19 protein-coding genes are annotated in these 22,512 nt (G+C 45.2%); 13 read left to right on the top strand and 6 right to left on the bottom strand.

Annotated elements, in window-relative coordinates:
- Positions 1 to 87 precede the first annotated feature (87 nt).
- Positions 88 to 2,718, top strand: coding sequence for a phosphoenolpyruvate carboxylase (gene ppc / locus L4C39_RS10305; protein WP_029203376.1), 2,631 nt, complete (start codon positions 88 to 90; stop codon positions 2,716 to 2,718).
- Between the two features lie 356 nt (positions 2,719 to 3,074).
- A complete protein-coding gene (locus L4C39_RS10300) occupies positions 3,075 to 3,614 on the top strand; it encodes a PadR family transcriptional regulator (protein ID WP_429745724.1) in 540 nt (179 codons plus the stop codon).
- 241 nt (positions 3,615 to 3,855) lie between these two features.
- On the opposite strand, the gene metF is transcribed toward L4C39_RS10300, so the two are convergent.
- The 3 genes from metF to L4C39_RS10285 form a co-directional block, all read right to left on the bottom strand.
- Complete coding sequence (metF, locus tag L4C39_RS10295) at positions 3,856 to 4,743, bottom strand: methylenetetrahydrofolate reductase (RefSeq protein ID WP_017052592.1); 888 nt, start codon at positions 4,741 to 4,743, stop codon at positions 3,856 to 3,858.
- A 401-nt stretch (positions 4,744 to 5,144) separates the two neighbouring features.
- Entirely contained in the window at positions 5,145 to 7,556 is a 2,412-nt protein-coding gene (locus L4C39_RS10290; protein WP_429745722.1) for a bifunctional aspartate kinase/homoserine dehydrogenase II, read from the bottom strand.
- Complete coding sequence (locus L4C39_RS10285; protein WP_429745720.1) at positions 7,557 to 8,741, bottom strand: O-succinylhomoserine (thiol)-lyase; 1,185 nt, start codon at positions 8,739 to 8,741, stop codon at positions 7,557 to 7,559.
- A gap of 225 nt (positions 8,742 to 8,966) precedes the next feature.
- Here L4C39_RS10285 and metJ point away from each other — a divergent pair, with 225 nt between their 5' ends.
- A complete protein-coding gene (gene metJ / locus L4C39_RS10280) occupies positions 8,967 to 9,287 on the top strand; it encodes a met regulon transcriptional regulator MetJ (protein WP_017052595.1) in 321 nt (106 codons plus the stop codon).
- A gap of 148 nt (positions 9,288 to 9,435) precedes the next feature.
- Here the strand turns inward: metJ and L4C39_RS10275 are convergent, their stop codons facing one another.
- Both L4C39_RS10275 and rpmE read right to left on the bottom strand, forming a co-directional pair.
- Positions 9,436 to 10,710, bottom strand: coding sequence for a malic enzyme-like NAD(P)-binding protein (locus L4C39_RS10275; RefSeq protein WP_261888780.1), 1,275 nt, complete (start codon positions 10,708 to 10,710; stop codon positions 9,436 to 9,438).
- Between the two features lie 219 nt (positions 10,711 to 10,929).
- Complete coding sequence (rpmE, locus tag L4C39_RS10270) at positions 10,930 to 11,145, bottom strand: 50S ribosomal protein L31 (protein WP_017052597.1); 216 nt, start codon at positions 11,143 to 11,145, stop codon at positions 10,930 to 10,932.
- A gap of 372 nt (positions 11,146 to 11,517) precedes the next feature.
- On the opposite strand from rpmE, the gene priA reads away from it, so the two are divergent.
- The 7 genes from priA (at position 11,518) to rraA (ending at position 19,439) form a co-directional block, all read left to right on the top strand.
- Complete coding sequence (gene priA / locus L4C39_RS10265; RefSeq protein WP_429745717.1) at positions 11,518 to 13,719, top strand: primosomal protein N'; 2,202 nt, start codon at positions 11,518 to 11,520, stop codon at positions 13,717 to 13,719.
- A gap of 234 nt (positions 13,720 to 13,953) precedes the next feature.
- The gene (cytR, locus tag L4C39_RS10260) at positions 13,954 to 14,961 is read left to right on the top strand and encodes a DNA-binding transcriptional regulator CytR (RefSeq protein ID WP_171756791.1); all 1,008 of its coding nucleotides are present in this window, start codon (positions 13,954 to 13,956) and stop codon (positions 14,959 to 14,961) included.
- Between the two features lie 149 nt (positions 14,962 to 15,110).
- A complete protein-coding gene (gene ftsN / locus L4C39_RS10255) occupies positions 15,111 to 15,641 on the top strand; it encodes a cell division protein FtsN (protein ID WP_017052600.1) in 531 nt (176 codons plus the stop codon).
- Positions 15,642 to 15,818: 177 nt separating this feature from the next.
- A complete protein-coding gene (hslV, locus tag L4C39_RS10250) occupies positions 15,819 to 16,373 on the top strand; it encodes an ATP-dependent protease subunit HslV (RefSeq protein ID WP_017052601.1) in 555 nt (184 codons plus the stop codon).
- Between the two features lie 49 nt (positions 16,374 to 16,422).
- Positions 16,423 to 17,760 (top strand): ATP-dependent protease ATPase subunit HslU, encoded by a 1,338-nt coding sequence (gene hslU, locus L4C39_RS10245; protein ID WP_113797229.1) that lies wholly within the window; start codon positions 16,423 to 16,425, stop codon positions 17,758 to 17,760.
- Positions 17,761 to 17,901: 141 nt separating this feature from the next.
- Positions 17,902 to 18,819 carry a 1,4-dihydroxy-2-naphthoate polyprenyltransferase gene (locus L4C39_RS10240; RefSeq protein WP_429745714.1) on the top strand — a complete coding sequence of 306 codons (918 nt, stop codon included), beginning with the start codon at positions 17,902 to 17,904 and terminating at the stop codon, positions 18,817 to 18,819.
- 77 nt (positions 18,820 to 18,896) lie between these two features.
- Positions 18,897 to 19,439: a ribonuclease E activity regulator RraA gene (rraA, locus tag L4C39_RS10235; protein WP_113797231.1), complete on the top strand. Its 543-nt coding sequence runs from the start codon at positions 18,897 to 18,899 to the stop codon at positions 19,437 to 19,439.
- A 135-nt stretch (positions 19,440 to 19,574) separates the two neighbouring features.
- Here the strand turns inward: rraA and zapB are convergent, their stop codons facing one another.
- Positions 19,575 to 19,817 carry a cell division protein ZapB gene (zapB, locus tag L4C39_RS10230; protein ID WP_017052605.1) on the bottom strand — a complete coding sequence of 81 codons (243 nt, stop codon included), beginning with the start codon at positions 19,815 to 19,817 and terminating at the stop codon, positions 19,575 to 19,577.
- Between the two features lie 329 nt (positions 19,818 to 20,146).
- Between zapB and glpX the strand changes: the two genes are divergently transcribed.
- The 3 genes from glpX (at position 20,147) to L4C39_RS10215 (ending at position 22,473) form a co-directional block, all read left to right on the top strand.
- Positions 20,147 to 21,154, top strand: coding sequence for a class II fructose-bisphosphatase (gene glpX / locus L4C39_RS10225; RefSeq protein WP_113798134.1), 1,008 nt, complete (start codon positions 20,147 to 20,149; stop codon positions 21,152 to 21,154).
- 234 nt (positions 21,155 to 21,388) lie between these two features.
- Entirely contained in the window at positions 21,389 to 22,009 is a 621-nt protein-coding gene (locus L4C39_RS10220) for a helix-turn-helix transcriptional regulator (RefSeq protein ID WP_429745711.1), read from the top strand.
- Between the two features lie 110 nt (positions 22,010 to 22,119).
- Positions 22,120 to 22,473: a DUF3135 domain-containing protein gene (locus tag L4C39_RS10215; protein ID WP_113798130.1), complete on the top strand. Its 354-nt coding sequence runs from the start codon at positions 22,120 to 22,122 to the stop codon at positions 22,471 to 22,473.
- Positions 22,474 to 22,512: the final 39 nt, after the last annotated feature.

Raw genomic sequence — 22,512 nt, 5'->3', positions numbered from 1 at the left:
TTTATTTGACTACATACAGCACTTTTCGCTAGATTGTGTACTTAACAAGGAACAATGGATGTAATTAATTTACGAGGCAGGATGACAATGAACGAAAAATACGCCGCGCTCAAAAGCAACGTGAGCATGTTGGGCCGCTTGTTAGGTAACACTATTCAAGAAGCTCATGGTGACATTATTCTAGAGAAAGTAGAGACTATCCGTAAGCTTTCTAAATCCGCTCGAGCAGGGAATCAAGCCGATCGCGACGCTCTTATTGAAGAGATCAAGAATCTGCCAAATGAGCAACTGACTCCAGTAGCGCGCGCTTTTAACCAATTTCTAAATCTGACCAATATGGCAGAGCAATACCATACAATTTCACGCCACTGCGAAGAACATGTATGTGAACCCGACGCCATTAACTCGCTATTCTCAAAATTAACTCAAAATAAAATTAGCAAGTTAGATGCAGCGCAAGCTGTTCGAGATTTAAATATTGAGCTCGTACTCACCGCACACCCAACAGAAATCACTCGTCGAACCATGATCAATAAACTGGTCAAAACCAATGAGTGTTTATCAAAACTAGAACTGAGCGATCTCTCTTCTAAAGAGCGTCATAAAACAGAACGTCGCTTAGAGCAATTAATCGCTCAAGGTTGGCACTCTGATGTCATTCGTAAACAGCGACCTACACCATTAGATGAAGCTAAATGGGGCTTTGCTGTGGTTGAAAACTCACTGTGGGAAGCGGTACCGGAATTCCTACGTGAACTCGATGAACGTGTAACGGGTTATCTTGGTGAAGGTCTACCGATTGATGCTCGCCCAGTGCATTTCTCATCATGGATGGGTGGCGATCGCGATGGTAACCCATTTGTGACTCACTCAATCACGCGTGAAGTTCTACTTCTATCTCGCTGGAAAGCCGCCGATCTTTATCTTGGCGATATTCAAGAGCTGATCAGCGAACTATCAATGACCAAGTGCAATGATACCGTTCGTCAATTAGCGAATGATGAGCACGAACCTTACCGTGCCATTTTGAAACGCATTCGCACACTACTGCAAGACACTATCGAAGTGCTTGAAGCGAAAATTAACGGTAAAGAGGTGCCAAACAAAGCGATTCTTGAGCACGTTGATGAGCTATGGGAACCGCTGTTTGCGTGTTACCAATCTCTGCAAGAGTGTGGCATGAATGTGATTGCGGGAGGTTCACTACTCGATACCTTACGTCGCATCAAAGCCTTTGGGGTTCACCTCGTTCGCCTAGACATTCGTCAAGAGAGCACGCGCCACTCAGATGTACTGTCTGAACTGACTCGCTACCTCGGCATTGGTGATTACGCGCACTGGAGCGAACAAGACAAGATCTCGTTCCTCGTGAATGAGCTAAGTTCAAAACGCCCATTACTACCACGAGATTGGCAACCATCAGAGCAGGTAAAAGAGGTTCTGGATACTTGCCAAATCGTTGCGTCTCAATCACGCGAAGCGTTTGGTGCTTATGTGATCTCGATGGCTCGTACCGCTTCAGATGTATTAGCCGTGCATTTACTTCTTCAAGAGAGTGGCTGTGAATTCCGCATGGATGTTTGCCCACTGTTTGAAACCCTTGACGATTTGAATAACTCTGAAGAGGTCATGAAGCAACTTTACTCTATCGATTGGTATCGCGGTTTCATCCAAAACCACCAAATGGTGATGATTGGTTATTCTGATTCAGCTAAAGATGCTGGTGTCATGTCTGCGGGTTGGGCGCAATACCGTGCGATGGAATCGTTAGTGAAAATCAGTGAAGATGCGGATATCGAGCTGACCTTATTCCATGGCCGTGGTGGTACGGTTGGCCGTGGCGGCGCTCCTGCGCATGCTGCACTATTGTCTCAGCCACCAAAAAGCTTGAAAGGCGGTTTACGTGTGACTGAACAAGGTGAAATGATCCGCTTCAAACTTGGTTTGCCTGATGTTGCTGTCAACAGTTTCAATATCTATGCGAGTGCGATTTTAGAAGCGAATCTTCTGCCACCACCAGAGCCAAAACAAGAATGGTACGATCTGATGGATGTATTGTCAGAAGTGTCATGCGAGGCTTATCGTCATATCGTTCGTGGTGAACCTGATTTTGTTCCTTACTTCCGCTCTGCGACACCAGAGTTAGAGTTAGGTAAATTACCGCTAGGTTCACGCCCTGCAAAACGTAACCCGAAAGGCGGCGTTGAAAGTCTACGTGCCATCCCATGGATTTTCTCATGGAGCCAAAACCGCTTAGTATTACCAGCTTGGTTAGGCGCAGGTGAAGCAATCCAATACTCTATCGATAAAGGCCATCAAGCGCTTTTAGAAGATATGTGCCGCGAATGGCCATTCTTCTCGACTCGTCTTGGTATGCTGGAAATGGTTTACTCGAAATGTAACATCGAAATTTCTCGTTACTATGACCAACGTTTAGTGGATGAATCACTCATTCCACTGGGTGATCGTCTACGTGAGCAACTGCAGAAAGATATCAAAGCGGTATTGAACGTAGAGAACAACGAGAACTTGATGCAAAGCGACCCGTGGGGATTAGAATCCATTCGTTTACGTAACATCTACGTTGAGCCATTGAACATGCTTCAAGCCGAGCTGCTGTACCGTACTCGTCAGTCAGAAACACCACAGCCTGAACTCGAAGAGGCATTAATGGTGACAATTGCGGGTATTGCAGCCGGAATGCGAAACACTGGATAGCAGTTAAAACCTCTACAAACGAGACAAAAAGGTCGCCATGTGCGGCCTTTTATTCTTTTAAATTCCACTATTGAGCATTTTGTCAGTTTTTTGGGTTATTTTGTCCGGCTATTCTACTTTATGCTTATTATTTAGATATACTACCTCTCCGCTGCGAAAGCACTCTAATCAAAATATTTCCGCAGCTTATTGGTATGTACTCATACCAACCTAGGTGATAAACGGCTTTTCAAGGTGACAGTACCAACTATTTATAAGGTTGGAGTCGCTTAAACATAATTACAAATACGTGCCATTAGAAGCACTCTTGAAGTTTAAGCGAATTTGTTAGTTTATTGACCATTTGGATTGAAGACATGTCATTACCACACGTAATCTTAACCGTTTTAAGTACTCGCGACGCAACCGGTTACGATATCACCAAAGAATTTTCTGCAAGCATCGGTTACTTTTGGAAAGCAAGCCACCAACAAGTTTACCGTGAACTAAACAAAATGGCTCAGAACGAGCTAGTTACATGTGTTTTAGAACCGCAGGAAGGTAAACCCGACCGTAAAGTTTACTCAATCACAGATGCTGGTCGTGGTGCACTTGGTGCATGGTTTGATCAACCTACCGCTCATCCAACCGTTCGTGATGAGTTCTCTGCTAAGCTGATGGCATGCGCTGTACAACCTTCAACAGCGTATCATGCACAACTAATAGAGTTGGTTGAAGAATCTCGTAAACTTGTAGCGCATTACAAAGAGATCGAAGCGGCTTACTACGCAACACCAGCGTCTCTAGATAAGCAAGCTCGTTTAGAGCGTCTAACACTTCGCCGTAACCTTGTTATTCGCGAAGCATGGGTATCATGGGCTGATGAAGTAATAGCTGAATTAGGCGCAATGGCGTAAGTTCAAATCAGTTCATTGAAGTAAATACCAAAAAGGGTTAATGCATTTGCACTAACCCTTTTCTATTTCTGTTCCCTTCAGCTTTAGTCTCTATTTCTATCTTTATCTCTATCCGCTAAAACTGTACCTATAAGCTATAGTTGGATGTAAACCTAAGCTAAACGTAAACTTTAGCTTGGACATGAACTTTAGCTTGGACATGAACTTTAGCTTGGACGTGAACTTTAGCTTGGACGTGAACTTAAGCAGGACGCACGCCAAGTGTATGGCAAAGCGCATAGGTCATTTCAGCTCGATTCAGAGTATAAAAGTGAAAATCTTTCACCCCTTCTCGGCTTAGTGTTCTCACCATATCAATCGCTTGACTGGCACCAACGAGTTGTCGTGTCGTAGGATCATCGTCTAAACCGTTAAACTGCTGTGCCATCCAGCCTGGTACTTTTACGTTATTCATCGCAGCAAAGCGTGATGCTTGCTTAAAGTTGGAAACAGGTAGAATGCCCGGCACAATTTCAGCATCAATGCCTGCCGCCACGCAGCGGTCACGAAAACGTAAGTAACTCTCTACATCAAAGAAGAATTGAGTAATGGCACGATCGGCACCAGCATCCACTTTACGCTTTAAGTTAATCAAATCCGCTTGAGCACTTTTCGCCTCTGGGTGAACTTCAGGAAAAGCCGCAACTGAGATATCAAAATCATGCTGAGATTTAAGCAGTTTCACTAAGTCTGATGCGTACATGTCGGGCGCACCGCCACCTGCAGGAATATCACCACGCAGTGCCACAATGTTTTTAATGCCATTGTTCCAGTAATCGTCTGCAATATTGATTAATTCTTCACGACTTGCATCAATACAGGTCAAGTGAGGGGCTGCGACCAATCCTGTTTGATCTTTGATCTCTTTGATAATCGAGTGAGTACGATCTCGCTCGCCAGAATTGGCACCATAAGTAACTGAAACAAATTTAGGTTGAAGAGTCTTTAATCGATGGACAGAGTTCCATAAGGTTTCTTCCATTTTTTCACTGCTTGGTGGAAAAAACTCAAATGACACATTGATGTTGTCAGAAAGTTCGGCAATATTCTGATTTAAGGCGTCGATATGGCCTGCGTGTGTATATCCCATCTTAACTCTCCCTGTGGCCATCTTTGCCACGCAATAATCTAAATCCTTAAATGACGTTTAGACGTCTATATGTCCACAGAATGGAATGAATACGATTTAATGTCAACAGGATGATTATGAATTTTTCTCATGTTCAAAGTGAAGATAGTTCATTATTAATGGAAAACACAAAGCTCACCCGCAAAGAACATAAGATCCTCACCTCTGTAAAAAACACAAAGCCCTCTGCCAGAAAACACAAAGGCCCTAATACAAAACCCAATAGCTCCCGTAGAAACAACAAAGGAGCGAATGATTTCGCTCCTTTGGTTAGGGCCTGTTGATCCAGTATCGACAGATGATGTTAGAAGGCGATAAGAAGAGCCCCCTCGACTTACTACTTAAACAACGTCGATCACCACTTAAAACAGCGCAGACATCCTATTGAGGTCTGATTGAATAGCACCAGCGGTAACTTCTCTTCCCGCACCTGGGCCTCGAATGACCAGAGGGTTATCTTTGTACCACTTACTCTCAATCGCAAAGATATTGTCACAAGGGAGTAAGTTCGCTAGCGCATGCTCTTTCGCAAGCGCCTCGACGCTCACACTCGCATTCCCATTCTTTTCCAAACGAGCGACATAACGCAGCACTTTATGCTCTTTCTGAGCTTTTTCTAAACGCTCGGCTAACTCTTCACTCAAGACAGAAGCGTGGTCAAAGAAATCATCTAATGACAGATCTTGTAATTCTGCCGGAACCAGAGATTCAACCTTCACATTTTCGGGCTCAATCTCTAACCCTGATTCTCGCGCTAAAATAACTAACTTACGCATCACATCTGAACCATCTAAATCCGATCGAGGATCGGGTTCCGTCAGCCCTTGTTGCCATGCGAGATCAACCAACTCACTAAAGGGAACACTGCCGTCGAATTGCTGGAATAACCATGAAAGCGTCCCCGAAAAAATACCCGATACCGCAATGATCTCATCGCCACTCTCACGCAAATCTCGAACGGTATGATTAATTGGAAGCCCCGCCCCTACTGTCGCGTTATACAACCAATGACGACCAATTTTTGCAAAAGCATCTTGAACTTGATGGTAATACTCACCAGAAGCGGAACCGGCCACTTTATTAGCTGAAATTAAGTGGATACCTTGATGCGCGATATTCAAGTACTGCTCGGCCAACTCTTGGCTCGCGGTAACATCTAACACCACAGCTTCATCATAATTTTGAATCGCACCTAAACGCTCTAACCATTCGTGACTGTTATTTGCAATGGATTCGTCATTAAAGCGGGCATCAATTGTGGTCGGGTCTATCCCTTTATCATCAAACCAATACGTTTGGCTTCCCACGACACCCACCAAATCAAAGCTCATGCCTCGGCGTTTTTCTAGCTCACTTTTCTGCTCGGTAAACAGAGATAACCAACTCGAACCAATATTGCCTTTACCACACAATACCAATGCTACTCGTTTCTGAGCTTGGAAAAGTTGAGTGTGAATGCCTTTTACTAAAGGTGGTGTTTCACTGCGGCGTAGAACCGCCACTAAACTTAATCCAGATAGCGACTCCGACACAAATTCGACTGGGGAGTGTTTCAACTGCTGATAGAAACCGTAGCAATGATTTGGATTTTTAGTGACGCCAGCACCAACGGCCGCGATCAGCGAGTAACCCTCTTTCAATTTGATTTCGGCTTCCACCGCACAATCTTGCAAATGGCTAAGAGCGCCACCAGCAATCTCTGCTGTGTACGCTAAACGCAAACAGTGCTGATCCGATTGGACTTCATAAGCCAAAGGTTCAAGTTGCGCCCGAGTTAGGCTCTGCAATACGTCCGTTTCAATTCGCTTAAAATCATGACCCTGTGTAAACGTCAGTTGGATCAACAACACCTCATCTAACGAGGTAATGATCTTAGCGCCGCGCCCTGAAGCTAACACTCGCTCAATTCGAGTCGATCCCGATTCGGGTTGATGGCTACAGCGTAAACTTAAATCCATCGCACTTTGCGCGACAGGTTGTAAAGTGCGGCTATGCAATACTGGGGCAGCAAGGCGAGCCAACTCACTCGCCTCATCTAAGCGCAGCAGAGGCAGAAGACAGGCATCAGAGACAAGCCTTGGGTCAGCGCTGTATACGCCAGCCACATCGCTCCAAATCGTCACACAGCTCACTTCCGCTAATGCACCAATCACAGTTGCCGAGTAATCCGAACCATTTCGACCAAGCAAGACCGTTTCATGAGTGGAATCTTGCGCCATGAATCCGGTGATCACGATTCGATGATGTGTATGTTGGGCAAGAATTTCTTTCAGCAACGGATAAGAGCGCGCGCGATCGACTTCTGGCTGAGTACCCGCTTCTGCCCGTAAAAACTCACGAGCATCTTGAGCTACAGCCGCAAGATCGTGCTGACACAATAGTTCAGCTAACAATCGAGCCGACCATACTTCACCATGGCCTAACACATTCGCTTTGTCGGTTGCCGAAAGCGGAGTGGTTAACTCCCCTAGCGCACTAAACTCAGCATTCAACGTTGCAAGCAAAGCCGTTTGTGCTTCTCCACTCAGCAAGGTTTCAATCAATTCAGTCTGAAATTGACGCAATGACTGTAAAGCCTCATGCGCCAAACGCCCATCTTTATCCAGCGCTTCTAAAAACTCGATCAGCCGGTTGGTGGTTTTCCCTGCCGCTGACACCACCACTAAATCATCCGCTCCCGAATACTCTTTAAGAATATTCACCACGCGCTGATAACACTCAGGATCAGCTAAGCTACTGCCACCAAATTTATGCAGTTGACGAATAACACTCATTTAAACGGCCTCTCCATCGTCCGTAAATCGCTCCGCTTTCGCAAAAGCTTGTGATAAATCGTTAATCAAATCGTCAGCATCTTCTAGCCCAACCGATAAACGTAATAAATGCTGTGAAATGCCCGCTTCCGCCAAGGCTTCCTCCCCCATCGCACGGTGAGTCATCGACGCTGGGTGGCAAATCAAGCTTTCAACGCCACCTAAAGATTCCGCTAAAGAGAATAATTCGAGTTGATCGACAAAATATTTCAGTTGTTCAAAACTGCCTGCAAACTCAAAGCTCAGCATAGACCCAAAACCAGACTGCTGCTTCTTCGCGATATCATGTCCAGGATGATCAGGCAGGCTTGGGTGATAGATAACATCGACTAAAGATTGCTTCTGAAGTTCGCTAAGGATGGCTATCGAACTCTCTTCATGCACACGCATTCTTGCGCCCAGAGTGCGTATGCCACGTAACGTCATGTAACTATCAAATGGTGTTCCTGTTGCGCCAATGCAGTTTCCCCACCACGCCAACTCTTCTGCATGCTCTTCTGTTTTTGTCACCACCACACCACCAATCACATCCGAGTGACCGTTAATAAACTTAGTGGTCGAGTGAATCACAAAATCCGCACCGAGTTCTAATGGCTTTTGGTACACAGGTGTCAAAAAGGTATTATCGACCGCCACTAGCGTCCCGACTTGCTTAGCTTTAATGCATGTCTCTTCGATATCGATAACACGAACGAGCGGATTTGACGGCGTTTCAAGCAGTAATAATTTCGGCTTCAGAGCAATCGCAGCATCCAACGCAGCGCGGTCTGATTGATCAACAAAAAGAACCTTAAAGTCCCCTTTTTGTGCTCGCGTATTAAACAGGCGATAAGTACCACCATAGCAATCGTGCGGTGCGACAATCAGATCATCAGGACCTAAAAAAGCAGAAACCCAAAGGTTGAGCGCCGATGTACCGCAATTTGTGACCACTGCCCCTTTTCCCGATTCCAACTCAAACAGTGCCGTTTCTAATAATCCTCGGTTTGGATTACCAGAACGGGTATAGTCATATTTAGGCACTTCACCGAAGGCTGGGAAGCTGTAATTGGTCGAAAGATAAATCGGTGGGACAACGGCATTATGCTGAGAATCTGACTCAATTCCTGTTCGTACGGCGATAGTCGCGGGCTTCCGGCTGCTCATATGTGTTTCCTTTCCAAGTCGAATTCGATGCTCACAACACCTTGATTGATATCAAGGCACTGTGTTAGAGAGTTGTTATTCTCGTTACTTTATGTCACTTTACGTTTATAAGAGTAAGCCGTCAACACATCTAGACGTCTATATGTCTTTGCTTATGGCGGTAAATCCCGCTAAAATCCCCTCCTATTATTTTTAAACAACTAACAATAACAATGAAGGTGCGCAATGGCAGACTGGAATGGTGAATACATTAGTCCATACGCAGAGCATGGAAAAAAGAGCGAACAGGTTAAAAAAATTACCGTTTCGATCCCATTAAAAGTATTAAAGGTACTCACTGATGAGCGTACTCGCCGTCAGATTAACAACCTACGCCACGCAACAAACAGTGAACTTCTTTGTGAAGCCTTCTTGCATGCTTATACTGGGCAACCTCTTCCTACTGATGAAGATCTACGTAAAGATCGTCCGGATGAGATCCCAACCGAAGCAAAAGAATTAATGACTGCAATGGGCATCGAATTCGAAACATTCGACGAAGAGTAACCGCTTACTGCTGATGTCATTGGTTCGTTTGGGCGTTGTCCCAACTTAGCCTCATTAAAAAAGCCGCTAAACATAATGTTTGGCGGCTTTTTAGTCTCTCGCTAGCATGCAGATTTATTACGTCGTGTATTTACTGCATATTACGTTCTTACTGCATATAGTTTTCTGGCATCTCAATACGAGCTACACCAGATTCAACCGCCGCCACAGCCACAGCTTTTGCTACGCGTGGTAACAAACGTGGGTCCATCGGTTTAGGAATAATGTAATCGACGCCAAACTCAAGTGCATCCACACCCGCCGCTTTCAATACTTCAGCAGGAACAGGCTCTTTAGCAAGTTGACGAATCGCTTCTACCGCCGCCAGTTTCATCTCATCATTAATCACGCTTGCACGTACATCTAACGCACCACGGAAAATGAATGGGAAACATAGAACATTGTTCACTTGGTTTGGATAGTCAGAACGGCCAGTACCCATAATCAGGTCATTACGCACTTCATGAGCTAATGCAGGTTTGATCTCTGGATCTGGATTCGAACATGCAAATACAACAGGCTTGTCGGCCATTAATTTCAGCGCTTCAGCCGGAAGAAGGTTTGGACCCGATACGCCTAAGAATAGGTCAGCACCATCGATCACATCTTCCAACGTGCGTTTGTCGGTATTGTTCGCAAAGCGCTGTTTGTACTCGTTGATGTCATCACGGCGAGTGTGGATCACGCCTTTACGGTCAAGCATGTAGATTTTTTCACGCATCGCGCCACACTTAATCAGTAGCTCCATACAGGCGACAGCTGCTGCACCCGCACCAAGACAAACGATCGTACACTCTTCTAATTTCTTACCTTGAAGTTCGATCGCATTCAGCATGCCCGCTGCCGTTACAATCGCGGTACCGTGTTGGTCATCATGGAATACAGGCACATCACAACGTTCAATCAAACGACGCTCAATTTCAAAACAATCTGGTGCTTTGATATCTTCTAAGTTAATACCACCGAACGTGTCTGCAATGTTCGCAACTGTGTCGACAAATTCGTCGATAGTGCGGTGTTTAACTTCGATATCGATAGAATCAAGGCCAGCAAAACGTTTAAACAGTAACGCTTTACCTTCCATCACAGGTTTTGATGCGATTGGACCAAGATTACCTAAACCAAGGATCGCGGTGCCGTTTGAGATCACCGCTACCATGTTACCTTTCGCTGTGTACTTATAAACGTTCTCTACGTTTTGGGCGATTTCACGTACAGGTTCTGCAACACCTGGGCTGTAGGCCAGTGCCAGATCTTCAGCTGAGTCTGCTGGCGTGGTTAGCTCTAAAGCAATTTTCCCCGGTTTTGGGAAGGCATGGTAATCAAGTGCTTGTTGGCGAAATAGTTCTTCTGAAGAGAGCTCTTGGTGATTGTCGTCTGACATAGGTGCAGTATCCCCGAAAAGGTAATGTGATGATGGAGTCGAATGCTAATATTAATTGATGTAAGTCAATCTTCATAGATAGGATTGCGATCTGATTCATTAAAAAACCAGATTCATCTACTCATTCGACCAGTCATTAGAAGATGTCACTAAAATGCAGATAATAAAAAAGGACGCCATGGCGTCCTTTTTTCATTCGGTGTAGCAAAAGTAATAGAATTACTTGCTAGAAAGAGCACCGAAACGCTTGTTGAAGCGATCAACACGGCCGCCTGTATCTACGATACGTTGCTTACCAGTGTAGAATGGGTGACATTTGTCACATACGTCTAGGTGGATTGAATCTTTACCTAGAGTAGAGTTGAATTCAAATGTGTTGCCACAAGAACAAGTTGCGCTTACAGCTTTGTATTCTGGGTGGATTCCAGTTTTCATGGGATAACCTCGTTAGGCCGTGTCGCCATCCGAATCTAAGCCGGACACCACACGTAGTTTAAAAAATTATTGCCACCGCTAAATTACTCAAAGGTAAAATAAGCCATGACGTTAAGGCGCAGTATAGTAATGAATCCCCTGCCTAGGATCAACCAATTTGATAGTTTTTTCACCGTTAAATGTTTTACACGCCTTTATTACGGCTTATCTCTCCGAATAAAGACCATTCACTCCGGTTTGAACCTAAGCAGAACGCCAGCATAGCGACTTTTATCGCCTTTCATTAGTCGACTTAGGAATAAGATAGCTCGAATTTCCTAACTGATTAAATTAGACTGTGTTTTCTCATCATTGTGCCGAATTTATGACCCTATGCGCCCATCAATAGCTCGAATCGCTCTGCCTGTTCCCCTAGATAAGCAGTTCGATTATCTTATCCCTAGCCACCTATTTCCAATTATTGGTGGGCGAGTCTCTGTGCCTTTTGGTCGTCAAACATTAGTCGGGATTGTCACAGCACTGGTCAATGAATCCGACTTCCCCCGTGAGCAGCTAAAAAGCATTAAACACGTTTTAGATAACCAACCTGTTTTCTCTGAGTCGGTGTATACCCTATTAACCTGGTGCAGCAAGTTTTACCAATATCCCCTAGGTGAAACCCTAACCAACGCGCTTCCTTCTGCGTTACGTAAAGGGAAAGCCGCTGATTTTGCCACCTTGGTGGAATGGCAACTGACCGCATCAGGGAAAAATCAGCTCATGCAAGGGTTTGGTCGTGCAGTCAAGCAAGCGAAAGTGATGCATATGCTCGAAAATGGCAATGTGCCTCACCAAGAGTTTATCGATCACGAAGTGGGCAGCACTGTACTGAAAACCCTGCAAGATAAAGGGTGGATTGAATCATTAGAGAAAAAGCCAAAGATCACGGCATGGAACCATCAGGTTGAAGCCGATTGCGATAAGCCTAAGCTCAATGAAGAACAAGCGATTGCGATCGCCACCGTCAACAGCCAAACCGAATTCGGCTGCTATTTATTAGAAGGGGTGACGGGTTCGGGGAAGACCGAAGTCTACCTGAATATGATTAAGCCCATCCTCGAACAGGGAAAACAAGCGTTAGTGCTGGTTCCTGAGATTGGATTGACCCCACAGACCATTAACCGCTTTAAAAAACGGTTTAATGTGCCTGTTGAAGTGATCCATTCAGGGTTAAATGACACCGAACGTCTGAACGCTTGGCTTTCTGCTCGTGACAATATTTCGGGCATTGTCATTGGTACTCGATCAGCTCTGTTCACGCCTTTTGCGGATCTTGGCATTATTATCGTCGATGAAGAACATGATGCCTCTTACAAACAACAAGACAGCCTACGCTACCACGCCCGTGACGTCGCCATTATGCGCGCGAACAAAGCGCAGATCCCCATCATTCTTGGCACCGCGACGCCAGCACTTGAAACGCTGCATAATGCGCTCAGTGGTAAATACCATCATCTAACCTTAAGCCAACGAGCAGGGGTTGCCCTTCCAACCACCAATAAAGTGTTGGATGTGAAAGGGCTCTATTTAGAAAGTGGATTATCAGCGCCACTGATTGCCGAAATGCGCCGCCACCTTAAAGCGGGCAACCAAGTGATGCTGTTTTTAAATCGACGCGGATTCTCCCCTGCTTTGATGTGTCATGAGTGTGGCTGGATTGCAGAATGTAAACGCTGCGATGCTTACTACACCTTCCACCAGCACAGCAGTGAAGTTCGCTGCCACCACTGTGGCTCTCAGCAACCTGTCATCCATCAATGTCATGGGTGCGGTTCCACTCAGCTTGTTACCGTTGGGGTCGGAACAGAGCAACTTGAAACACAGCTAGAGCAACTTTTCCCAGAATACAAAACGATTCGAATTGACCGTGACAGTACGCGCCGTAAAGGCAGTTTAGAGTCTGCTTTAGAATCGATTCGTAAAGGTGAGTTCCAAATTCTTATCGGCACTCAAATGCTTGCTAAGGGGCACCATTTCCCCAATGTGACATTGGTAGGTTTGCTCGACATTGATGGTTCACTCTACAGCAGTGATTTTCGAGCGGCTGAACGTTTGGCTCAGCTGTTTATTCAAGTGGCAGGACGAGCGGGACGCGCCAGTAAACCCGGAGAAGTAATCTTACAAACTCATCACCCTGAACACGGGCTATTACAAGCATTGCTGCACAAAGATTATCGCCACTTTGCCATTAGCGCATTGGAAGAGCGAAAAATGGCGCAATTGCCACCCTATTCCCATCTAACGCTTTTTAGGGCTGAAGCAAACAACCCGCAGCAGGTAGAAGAATTTCTTCGCCAAGTGCGACATACCCTTGAAGCTCATCCACTGTTTGATGATAGCTGCATGGTGCTTGGCCCGACGCCGGCGCCATTAGCGAAACGAGCAGGGAAATCACGCTGGCAATTACTGCTTCAAACTCAAAGCAGACCATTAATGCAAAAGCTGCTCTATAGCGCGAAGCCTGCGATTAATCTGTTACCCAGCGCCAAAAAAGTGCGTTGGTCGCTAGATATCGAGCCCCAAGATCTTAGTTGATGGTGCGAATGCCCCTAATGACAATGTAATCAGAAAATGTATTCACATTTATCGTGAGCGAAGTCACATAGACAATGTAATTTTTGTTAAACAGCCCGTAACTTTCTCTTTGGAATTGAATAAACTATCTCCTCAACAGAAAACGTTAAAAAATGTAACTGACGTATTTCATTCATTAAAACAATAATTAAATGCCGTATTGGCATGTAAGTAAGTGACTTAAGAGGATTTAGTATGGCGACAATGAAGGATGTTGCCCAGCTGGCTGGAGTATCAACTGCGACCGTATCACGTGCGTTAATGAATCCGGAAAAAGTATCATCCTCAACCCGTAAACGTGTTGAAGATGCTGTTTTAGAAGCTGGTTATTCACCGAACTCTTTGGCAAGAAATTTACGCCGAAATGAATCAAAAACGATTGTCGCCATTATTCCCGACATTTGCGATCCTTACTTTACTGAGATCATACGAGGCATAGAAGATACCGCCATGGAGTTTGACTACTTAGTCCTCCTTGGTGACAGTGGGCAACAGAAGAAGCGTGAGTCTTCCCTTGTAAACCTCGTCTTTACCAAACAAGCCGATGGTATGCTATTGCTGGGTACCGACCTTCCTTTTGATGTCAGTAAACCTGAACAGAAAAACCTTCCTCCGATGGTCATGGCGTGTGAATTTGCACCAGAACTTGAGCTCCCTACTGTCCATATCGATAACTTAACTTCAGCATTCGATGCAGTGAACTACCTCACCCAACTTGGGCACAAACGTATCGCTCAAATCACAGGGCCAGAATCGGCAACCTTATGTAAATTCCGTCAACAAGGTTATCAGCAAGCGCTGCGTCGAGCGGGGATCATCATGAATCCAACCTTTACGGTACAAGGTGATTTTACGTTTGAAGCGGGGGCAAGGGCTGTGAGAAAGCTACTGTCTCTACCAGAAGCACCAACTGCTATTTTTTGTCATAACGACACCATGGCTATTGGAGCGATTCAAGAAGCGAAAAAACTAGGCTTACGCGTTCCACAAGATCTCTCTTTTGTTGGCTTTGATGACATTCAATTCTCTGAATATTGCGATCCACCTCTGACGACCATCTCTCAGCCTCGATATGAAATTGGACGCCAAGCCGTATTGATGATGTTAGAACTTCTCAAAGGAAACGAAGTCAGTGCTGGTTCAAGGCTCCTTGAGACTGAATTGATCGTTCGCGGCAGTGCTGCGCCACCACGAATGAGTTGATTGCTTGTCGATTTTGAAAGCCTAAAAGAATGAAAATGATTTGAAGCAGTGCATTTTAGTGCGCTGCTTCCGTTTTTATCTCTCCTACTGTTCTATCCACTCAATCTGGATTACCATGAGAGCAGAGAATTTAACTGTCGAATAATGCTGTGGCGAATAAAGATTATGTAAAGCGCGGTCGAGCCCCTAAAAAGCCGACCAAAAAACAAGCTCCACGCCGAAAGCCGTGGCGCATCGGACTCTTAGCCGTTCTTCTGCTAAGTGGGTTTAGTTATGGGCTGTATATTTTAAGTAACGATCCTGAACCACCAGCGCCTGTGGTCAAAACCAAGCCGAAACCTAAGCCAGCGAAATCCCTTCCGCCCCCTCCTGAAGAGAAGTGGGATTACGTCGATTCATTACCGAACCGCGAAGTGGAAGTGAAAGCCAAAGAACAAGTTGTCTCTGCCATTCCATACATCATGCAGTGCGGTGCTTATAAATCGATGTCTCAAGCAGAAAGCCGCAAACTCGATATCGCTTTTCAAGGGATCAACAGTAAAATTCGCAAGAAAGAGAACAGCAGTTGGTACCGTGTTGTTTTAGGGCCATACAAACTCAAACGCGATGCTGAGCGAGATCGTCATAAACTGCAACGAGCGAAGATTGAGCCGTGCGCAATTTGGAAAGATACGCAATAACACATTAATTGACATAATTAGGGTAAGCCTCAACGCTTACCCTTTTTTGTCCCTTGAATTCCCTTCTCTTTATCCTCATATAGTTTTTATCGAAACCATATTTTCATTTATGTGAGTTCCCGCGGATACCACACGGAAGCTCAAGTAATAAGTAATCTAAATAATAGAGGCCAACTCGTGACTACTATTGTATCTGTACGCCGTAATAATAAAGTCGTCATCGCGGGTGATGGACAAGTATCTCTTGGCAACACCGTAATGAAAGGCAACGCACGTAAAGTTCGTCGTCTCTACAACAATCAAGTTCTGGCTGGATTTGCTGGAAGCACTGCTGATGCCTTCACTCTATTTGAACGCTTCGAAAGCAAACTTCAAATGCATCAAGGTCATTTAACCAAAGCGGCCGTTGAACTTGCAAAAGATTGGCGCAGCGATCGCGCGCTCAGAAAGTTAGAAGCACTGCTTGCTGTCGCTGACGAAACTGCATCATTGATCATCACCGGGAATGGCGATGTGGTTCAACCTGAAAATGACCTCATTGCCATTGGCTCTGGCGGTAATTTTGCTCAAGCATCCGCGATTGCTCTTTTAGAGAACACGGATTTAGATGCGCGTGAAATCGCTGAAAAATCACTAAAAATTGCTGGTGATATTTGCGTATTCACCAACCACCACCACACTATTGAAGAACTAGACATTGACGCTGACAACAGCGAAGACACCAAAAAATAGTGTTGTGTATCGCATCAACCATGCATTGAATAGATTTTAAGGAATAAACATGTCTGAGATGACTCCTCGTGAGATAGTTCACGAACTGAACCGCCACATCATTGGTCAAGATAACGCTAAACGTTCTGTCGCGATTGCTCTACGTAACCGCTGGCGTCGAATGCAGCTTGAAGAGAGCTTGCGCGTAGAAGTGACACCAAAAAATATCCTAATGATTGGTCCTACTGGTGTGGGTAAAACAGAAATTGCTCGTCGTTTAGCTCGATTAGCTAATGCACCTTTCATCAAAGTGGAAGCAACAAAGTTCACCGAAGTGGGTTATGTCGGTAAAGAGGTGGAAACCATTATTCGCGACCTGACCGATGTTGCCGTGAAAATGACGCACCAACAAGCGATGGAAAAAGTAAAATACCGCGCTGAAGAGCAAGCAGAAGATCGCGTTTTAGATGCCCTACTGCCACCCGCTCGTGATGCTTGGGGTCAAAACGAGCAACCAGCAGAAGAGACCAGCTCTAACACTCGTCAAATCTTCCGCAAGAAGCTACGTGAAGGCAAACTGGACGACAAAGAGATCGACATTGACGTTGCCGCGCCACAAATGGGTGTAGAGATCATGGCTCCTCCTGGCATGGAAGAGATGACCAACCAACTGCAAGGCATGTTCCAAAACCTTGCTGGCGACACCAAGAAAAAACGCAAGATGAAGATCAAAGATGCCTTCAAAGCGTTAACCGAAGAAGAAGCAGCAAAACTGGTTAACCCTGAAGAGCTAAAAGAGAATGCGATTTACAACGTTGAAAACAACGGCATCGTCTTCATCGATGAGATCGATAAAATCTGTAAACGTGGCGAAAGCTCAGGCCCAGATGTTTCCCGTGAAGGGGTTCAGCGTGATTTGCTTCCACTGATTGAAGGCAGCACCGTTTCAACCAAACACGGCATGGTTAAAACTGACCACATTCTGTTTGTTGCATCGGGTGCATTCCAAGTCGCGAAACCTTCTGATTTGATCCCTGAATTACAAGGTCGTCTACCAATTCGAGTTGAGCTTGAAGCACTTTCTAGCCATGATTTCGAGCGTATTCTAACAGAACCAAAAGCGTCACTGACTGAGCAGTACGTTGCGCTAATGAAAACCGAAGGCGTGGATATCGAATTCACCAAAGAAGGCATCCACCAAATCGCAGAAGCGGCATGGAAAGTGAACGAAACCACTGAAAACATTGGTGCACGTCGCTTGCATACCGTGATGGAGCGCCTAATGGATGAGATTTCATTTGATGCAACCGAGAAATCAGGCAGCCAGTTAACCATCGATTCAGAATACGTTAGCTCACGGTTAGGCGAGTTCGTTGATGATGAAGATTTAAGTCGCTTCATTCTGTAATTGACGCGGTTTTCAACTCACTGAATATCCGTATTCAAAGCTTTATCTGAGATCTAATTCTAAGCCCACTTTCGAGTGGGCTTTTTATTCATCAAAAAAAGCGCGTATACTGACTTTATTGTATAAAACTATGAATACCGAATGAAACAGTCACTCCTGATCTGGCTTGATGCCGCAAGACCAAAAACACTCCCTCTCGCTTTAGTCTCGATTCTTACAGGAAGTAGTCTCGCTTTTTCAGCTGGTCATTTTTCTCTGCCTGTCGCACTATTGGCCTTTCTCACCGCCACATTGCTGCAAATACTGTCTAACCTTGCGAATGACTACGGAGATGCAGTAAAAGGCACAGACAACGATGAACGTCTTGGCCCAGTCAGAGCCATGCAATCTGGCGCGGTCACACCGAAAGTCATGAAACAAGCCATTGCGCTGAATATCGTGCTGACCATCATCTCAGGTTTGAGCTTAGTTTTTTATGCCCTCAGTAGTCTTGAAAGTATCTTGGCGTTTATCGGACTCGGCGTGCTCGCCATTATTGCCGCCATTGCGTATACCATGGGCAGTAAACCTTATGGCTACGTAGGGTTAGGTGATATTTCCGTTTTCATATTCTTTGGTTTACTTGGCGTGTCGGGCACTTACTTCTTGCACACGGGTAATCTTGAGTTTGGATTGTTTCTCCCATCATTAGGCTGTGGTTTACTGGCTGTTGCCGTTCTGAACATCAATAACATGCGCGATATTGAAAACGATGAAGCGTGTGGGAAACGCACCGTTGCCGTGAGACTAGGCCAACAGAAAGCCAAGCAGTATCACTCTCTATTATTAGGGGGCGCACTGTTTGCTTTTGCGCTTTATCTCACCTTACAAGGCAAACCCCTGTGGATCAGCCTGCCATTCCTACTAAGCTTAATCATGGTAATCAAGCACAGTAAAGCCGTTTGGGCCGCCGATAAACCCGCTCAAATCGCGCCGATGATGCCGGTTATCGTAAAATGCTCGCTCATTACCAATCTATTATTTGCAGGAGTCGTGATAGCTCAAACTCTAGTGAGTTAATTGAGCCTTGTCATTGCATTGGCTTCAGCGCCCGATATACTCAAATCAGATTGATAATTTAAAAGAGAAGGTACGCTATGGAATACAACACCTCTGCCCTGTGTGATGTCTACTTAGATCAAGTCGATGTCGTAGAGCCAATGTTCAGCAACTTTGGTGGTAGCGCCTCTTTTGCTGGTCAACTCACCACAGTAAAATGCTTCGAAGATAATGGGCTGATCCGCTCTGTCTTAGAAGAGAACGGCGAAGGTCGTATTTTACTGGTCGATGGCGGGGGCTCTTTGCGTAAAGCGCTCATTGATGCCGACATTGCCACTCTTGCTGAAGAGAACGAATGGGAAGGCATTGTGGTCTACGGCTGCGTTCGTGAAGTGGATGAACTTGAAGACATGAGCATCGGCATCCAAGCACTTGCCTCTATCCCTGTCGGCGCGACTCAAAAAGACATTGGTGAAATTGATGTACCCGTGAACTTTGGCAGTGTGACCTTCTTACCTGAAGATTACCTCTACGCTGATAATACAGGCATTATCCTTTCCCAAGAGCCGTTAGATATTGAATTCGAATTAGCTGAAGAAGACGAGCTTGATGACGAAGATGAGCTTGAGTCTAACGACTAAATTGGCGTCACCTCTCACGTGCGTTAGCGAATAACTGATAGATAACACAAATAAAAACGCCGGCTGAACATTCAGCAGGCGTTTTCGTATTCTTTAGTAACGTATTCGCCCTTTTACCAAGGCAAAGCTAATCGCTTATTCTACGTCATCCATTTTGCCTAGAAGATTGCGAATGCGATCTTGCCAAGCTGAATGTTCTTGTTCCATCTGTTGAGCTTTTTGCTCTAGCTCTTCACGGTTTGCTTTTAGCTCAGTCGCTTCAGTTGCTAGTTGCTGTTTCTCTTCTTTAAGCTCTTCAACTTCCATTTGCAGTAGTGCAATTGTGTCAACAGCAGTTTGGATTTTAGCTTCCAGTTGTTCTAGTACTTCAAAAGACATATAGGCCTTCCTATGATTTATTGGATTGGGCGAAGGTTACTTCACTAATATTGCTTCATTCTACTCAGCACAGCGCAGATAGACACTCCCTATATTCGATATTTTTTACCATTCGCTCAAAAAAACAACGCAAATTGACATAAGCCTAACTTTTCTCACCTCAAGTGAGCCAAATCGCGTATCCATTACCCATAAAAATCTACATTGCAGACGAACTTTAAAACCAGCAAACACTAAAGCGATGGAAAAAGGCAAACGTTACCTTTCTGATATGGTAAAATCCTGCCAAAATTTCCTATTTATCTCTCTTTCATTTATTTGGAGTCAACATGAAACGCGATTTGGCAATGGCATTCTCTCGTGTAACCGAAGGTGCAGCACTAGCTGGTTATAAATGGCTTGGCCGTGGCGATAAAAACGCCGCAGATGGTGCCGCGGTAGAAGTGATGCGTAGCCTATTGAACAAAACTGAAATCAGCGGTGAGATTGTTATCGGTGAAGGTGAAATCGATGATGCTCCAATGCTCTTTATTGGCGAGCAAGTCGGTGTCGGTGGCGATGCAGTGGATATTGCGGTAGACCCAATTGAAGGTACTCGCATGACCGCGATGGGACAATCGAACGCATTAGCAGTTCTAGCGGCTGGCGAAAAAGGCAGCTTCCTAAAAGCCCCTGATATGTACATGGAGAAATTGGTTGTCGGTCCTGGCGCAAAAGGGGTGATCGATTTGCATCTTTCTTTGGAAGAGAACCTAGAAAACATCGCAAAAGCGTTAGGGAAAACCCTTGATACTTTAGTGGTCACCACCCTTGCAAAACCTCGCCATGATGAAGTGATCACCCAAATGCAAGCAATGGGCGTTCGAGTGTTTGCCGTGCCTGATGGCGATGTAGCGGCGTCTATTTTAACTTGCATGCCAGACAGCGAAGTGGATGTGATGTACTGCATCGGCGGCGCTCCTGAAGGCGTAGTTTCTGCGGCGGTTATTCGCGCTCTAGATGGCGACATGCATGGCCGATTGTTGGCGCGTCATGATGTGAAAGGGGATACACCTGAAAACCGCACTCACGGTGAGCTAGAATTGTCTCGCTGTAAAGAGATGGGCGTTGAAGCTAATATCGTACTGAAAATGGATGATATGGCACGCAGCGACAATGTAGTTTTCGCCGCTACAGGGATCACCAAAGGCGATCTACTTGAGGGCATCACACGTAAAGGCAATATCGCGACAACAGAAACACTGCTGATCCGCGGTCGCTGTCGCACCATTCGTCGCATCAAGTCGATTCACTACTTAGAGCGTAAAGACGCTGAAGTGCGTGACTTTATCCTGTAGGTTTCTAACGTTATGTTCCCAGCCTTGAGCTTTTAAGCTTCTATGCTTTTAAATTTTTAAGCTTGGCGCAATACAAACGAATGTCTACATCAAACGCAGCCACTTCCGGCTGCGTTTTTTATCTGATGACAATTCACACTCACTCTGCTGTAGTCCATAATTTCTGAATAGTAAGTTATTTGCTTTATTAAGCTCATACTTCATAATGAAGATGAATCATAAGGCAGGGACACAATGAAGACCATCGATAGGATATTACACAGCATCAAACGGGATGGAGCCGTCACCGCAAAGCAACTGGCTGACGATCTTAACATGACCACAATGGGGGCTCGTCAACACCTCCAAGGTCTTGAAGACGATGGTATTTTGGCCTTTCATGACGTTAAAGTGAAAGTCGGACGGCCGACCCGCCACTGGTCTTTAACGAAAAAAGGTCATGCGCAATTTGCCGATCGTCACAGTGAACTCTCCGTGCAGGTGATTGATGCGGTAGAAAGTTTATTTGGCCCGGAAGGCTTAGCTCAAGTCGCAGCCAAGCGCGAAAGCCAAACGCTGGCTCAATACCAACAAGCGTTGGCCGACTGTAATAGCCTAGAAGAGAAACTTGAAGCGCTGACCAAACTTCGCGAACAAGAGGGCTATATGGCTGAGCTTATCAAAAATGAGCACGGTTTCTTATTGGTAGAGAATCACTGCCCGATCTGTAAAGCAGCAACTCGCTGCCCTAACCTATGCCAATCTGAATTAAATGTTTTCCAACAGCTACTTGGTGAGGCGTACACGGTTCAACGTTCAGAACATATCACTCAAGGTGAGCGACGCTGCACCTATCAGATCCAAAATTTGCCGTAGAGAATAAATGTCTCAAATTTAAGAATGCAATAAATCGAGCAAGAATTAACCACAAAACTCTCTTATGCTTTGATAGTGTGCCAACTATCAATAGCGCGTAGGAGAGTGATATGGGATTTCCTCTAACCAACCAAACCTTGCCACCATTTGATGATTTAGTCGCTTTGGCTAAAAATAACCCTCAAGCTTTTAAGCAGCTCAAACATGAGATGTGTGAAGAGATGATTCAGTCAGCATCGGATGTGATGCAGCATCGATTACGCGCTCAGCAAAGCCATATCGATCTGGTGGTTAGCCACTGTAAGAACCCCAATCACATCAATATCACGTTAATGAAAGAGTTATCGGTACAGGTTGTAAAATTTCAAGGTGTACTTGGGGGTGAGTATGTCCTTGACGATGATGCAAACGTAACGCCTACACATTCAGCGGATATTATTCCTTTTACTCTAAGAGAAAAATGAGAAAGAGGCCCACACCTCTTTCTCATTTTATTCTAACTT

This window comes from Vibrio clamense (genome assembly GCF_050337905.1).
In the GTDB taxonomy this organism is placed as follows: domain Bacteria; phylum Pseudomonadota; class Gammaproteobacteria; order Enterobacterales; family Vibrionaceae; genus Vibrio; species Vibrio cortegadensis.
The sequence above is the reverse complement of the archived record's forward strand: the minus strand, read 5'-3'. Positions and strand labels throughout refer to the sequence as shown.

What these genes read in the sequence shown, in the direction of transcription:
- ppc (WP_029203376.1), top strand. Translation starts at nt 88, where the DNA reads ATGAACGAAAAATACGCCGCGCTCAAAAGCAACGTGAGCATGTTGGGC.
- L4C39_RS10300 (WP_429745724.1), top strand. Translation starts at nt 3,075, where the DNA reads ATGTCATTACCACACGTAATCTTAACCGTTTTAAGTACTCGCGACGCA.
- metF (WP_017052592.1), bottom strand. Translation starts at nt 4,743, where the DNA reads ATGGGATATACACACGCAGGCCATATCGACGCCTTAAATCAGAATATT.
- L4C39_RS10290 (WP_429745722.1), bottom strand. Translation starts at nt 7,556, where the DNA reads ATGAGTGTTATTCGTCAACTGCATAAATTTGGTGGCAGTAGCTTAGCT.
- L4C39_RS10285 (WP_429745720.1), bottom strand. Translation starts at nt 8,741, where the DNA reads ATGAGCAGCCGGAAGCCCGCGACTATCGCCGTACGAACAGGAATTGAG.
- metJ (WP_017052595.1), top strand. Translation starts at nt 8,967, where the DNA reads ATGGCAGACTGGAATGGTGAATACATTAGTCCATACGCAGAGCATGGA.
- L4C39_RS10275 (WP_261888780.1), bottom strand. Translation starts at nt 10,710, where the DNA reads ATGTCAGACGACAATCACCAAGAGCTCTCTTCAGAAGAACTATTTCGC.
- rpmE (WP_017052597.1), bottom strand. Translation starts at nt 11,145, where the DNA reads ATGAAAACTGGAATCCACCCAGAATACAAAGCTGTAAGCGCAACTTGT.
- priA (WP_429745717.1), top strand. Translation starts at nt 11,518, where the DNA reads ATGCGCCCATCAATAGCTCGAATCGCTCTGCCTGTTCCCCTAGATAAG.
- cytR (WP_171756791.1), top strand. Translation starts at nt 13,954, where the DNA reads ATGGCGACAATGAAGGATGTTGCCCAGCTGGCTGGAGTATCAACTGCG.
- hslU (WP_113797229.1), top strand. Translation starts at nt 16,423, where the DNA reads ATGTCTGAGATGACTCCTCGTGAGATAGTTCACGAACTGAACCGCCAC.
- L4C39_RS10240 (WP_429745714.1), top strand. Translation starts at nt 17,902, where the DNA reads ATGAAACAGTCACTCCTGATCTGGCTTGATGCCGCAAGACCAAAAACA.
- rraA (WP_113797231.1), top strand. Translation starts at nt 18,897, where the DNA reads ATGGAATACAACACCTCTGCCCTGTGTGATGTCTACTTAGATCAAGTC.
- zapB (WP_017052605.1), bottom strand. Translation starts at nt 19,817, where the DNA reads ATGTCTTTTGAAGTACTAGAACAACTGGAAGCTAAAATCCAAACTGCT.
- glpX (WP_113798134.1), top strand. Translation starts at nt 20,147, where the DNA reads ATGAAACGCGATTTGGCAATGGCATTCTCTCGTGTAACCGAAGGTGCA.
- L4C39_RS10220 (WP_429745711.1), top strand. Translation starts at nt 21,389, where the DNA reads ATGAAGACCATCGATAGGATATTACACAGCATCAAACGGGATGGAGCC.
- L4C39_RS10215 (WP_113798130.1), top strand. Translation starts at nt 22,120, where the DNA reads ATGGGATTTCCTCTAACCAACCAAACCTTGCCACCATTTGATGATTTA.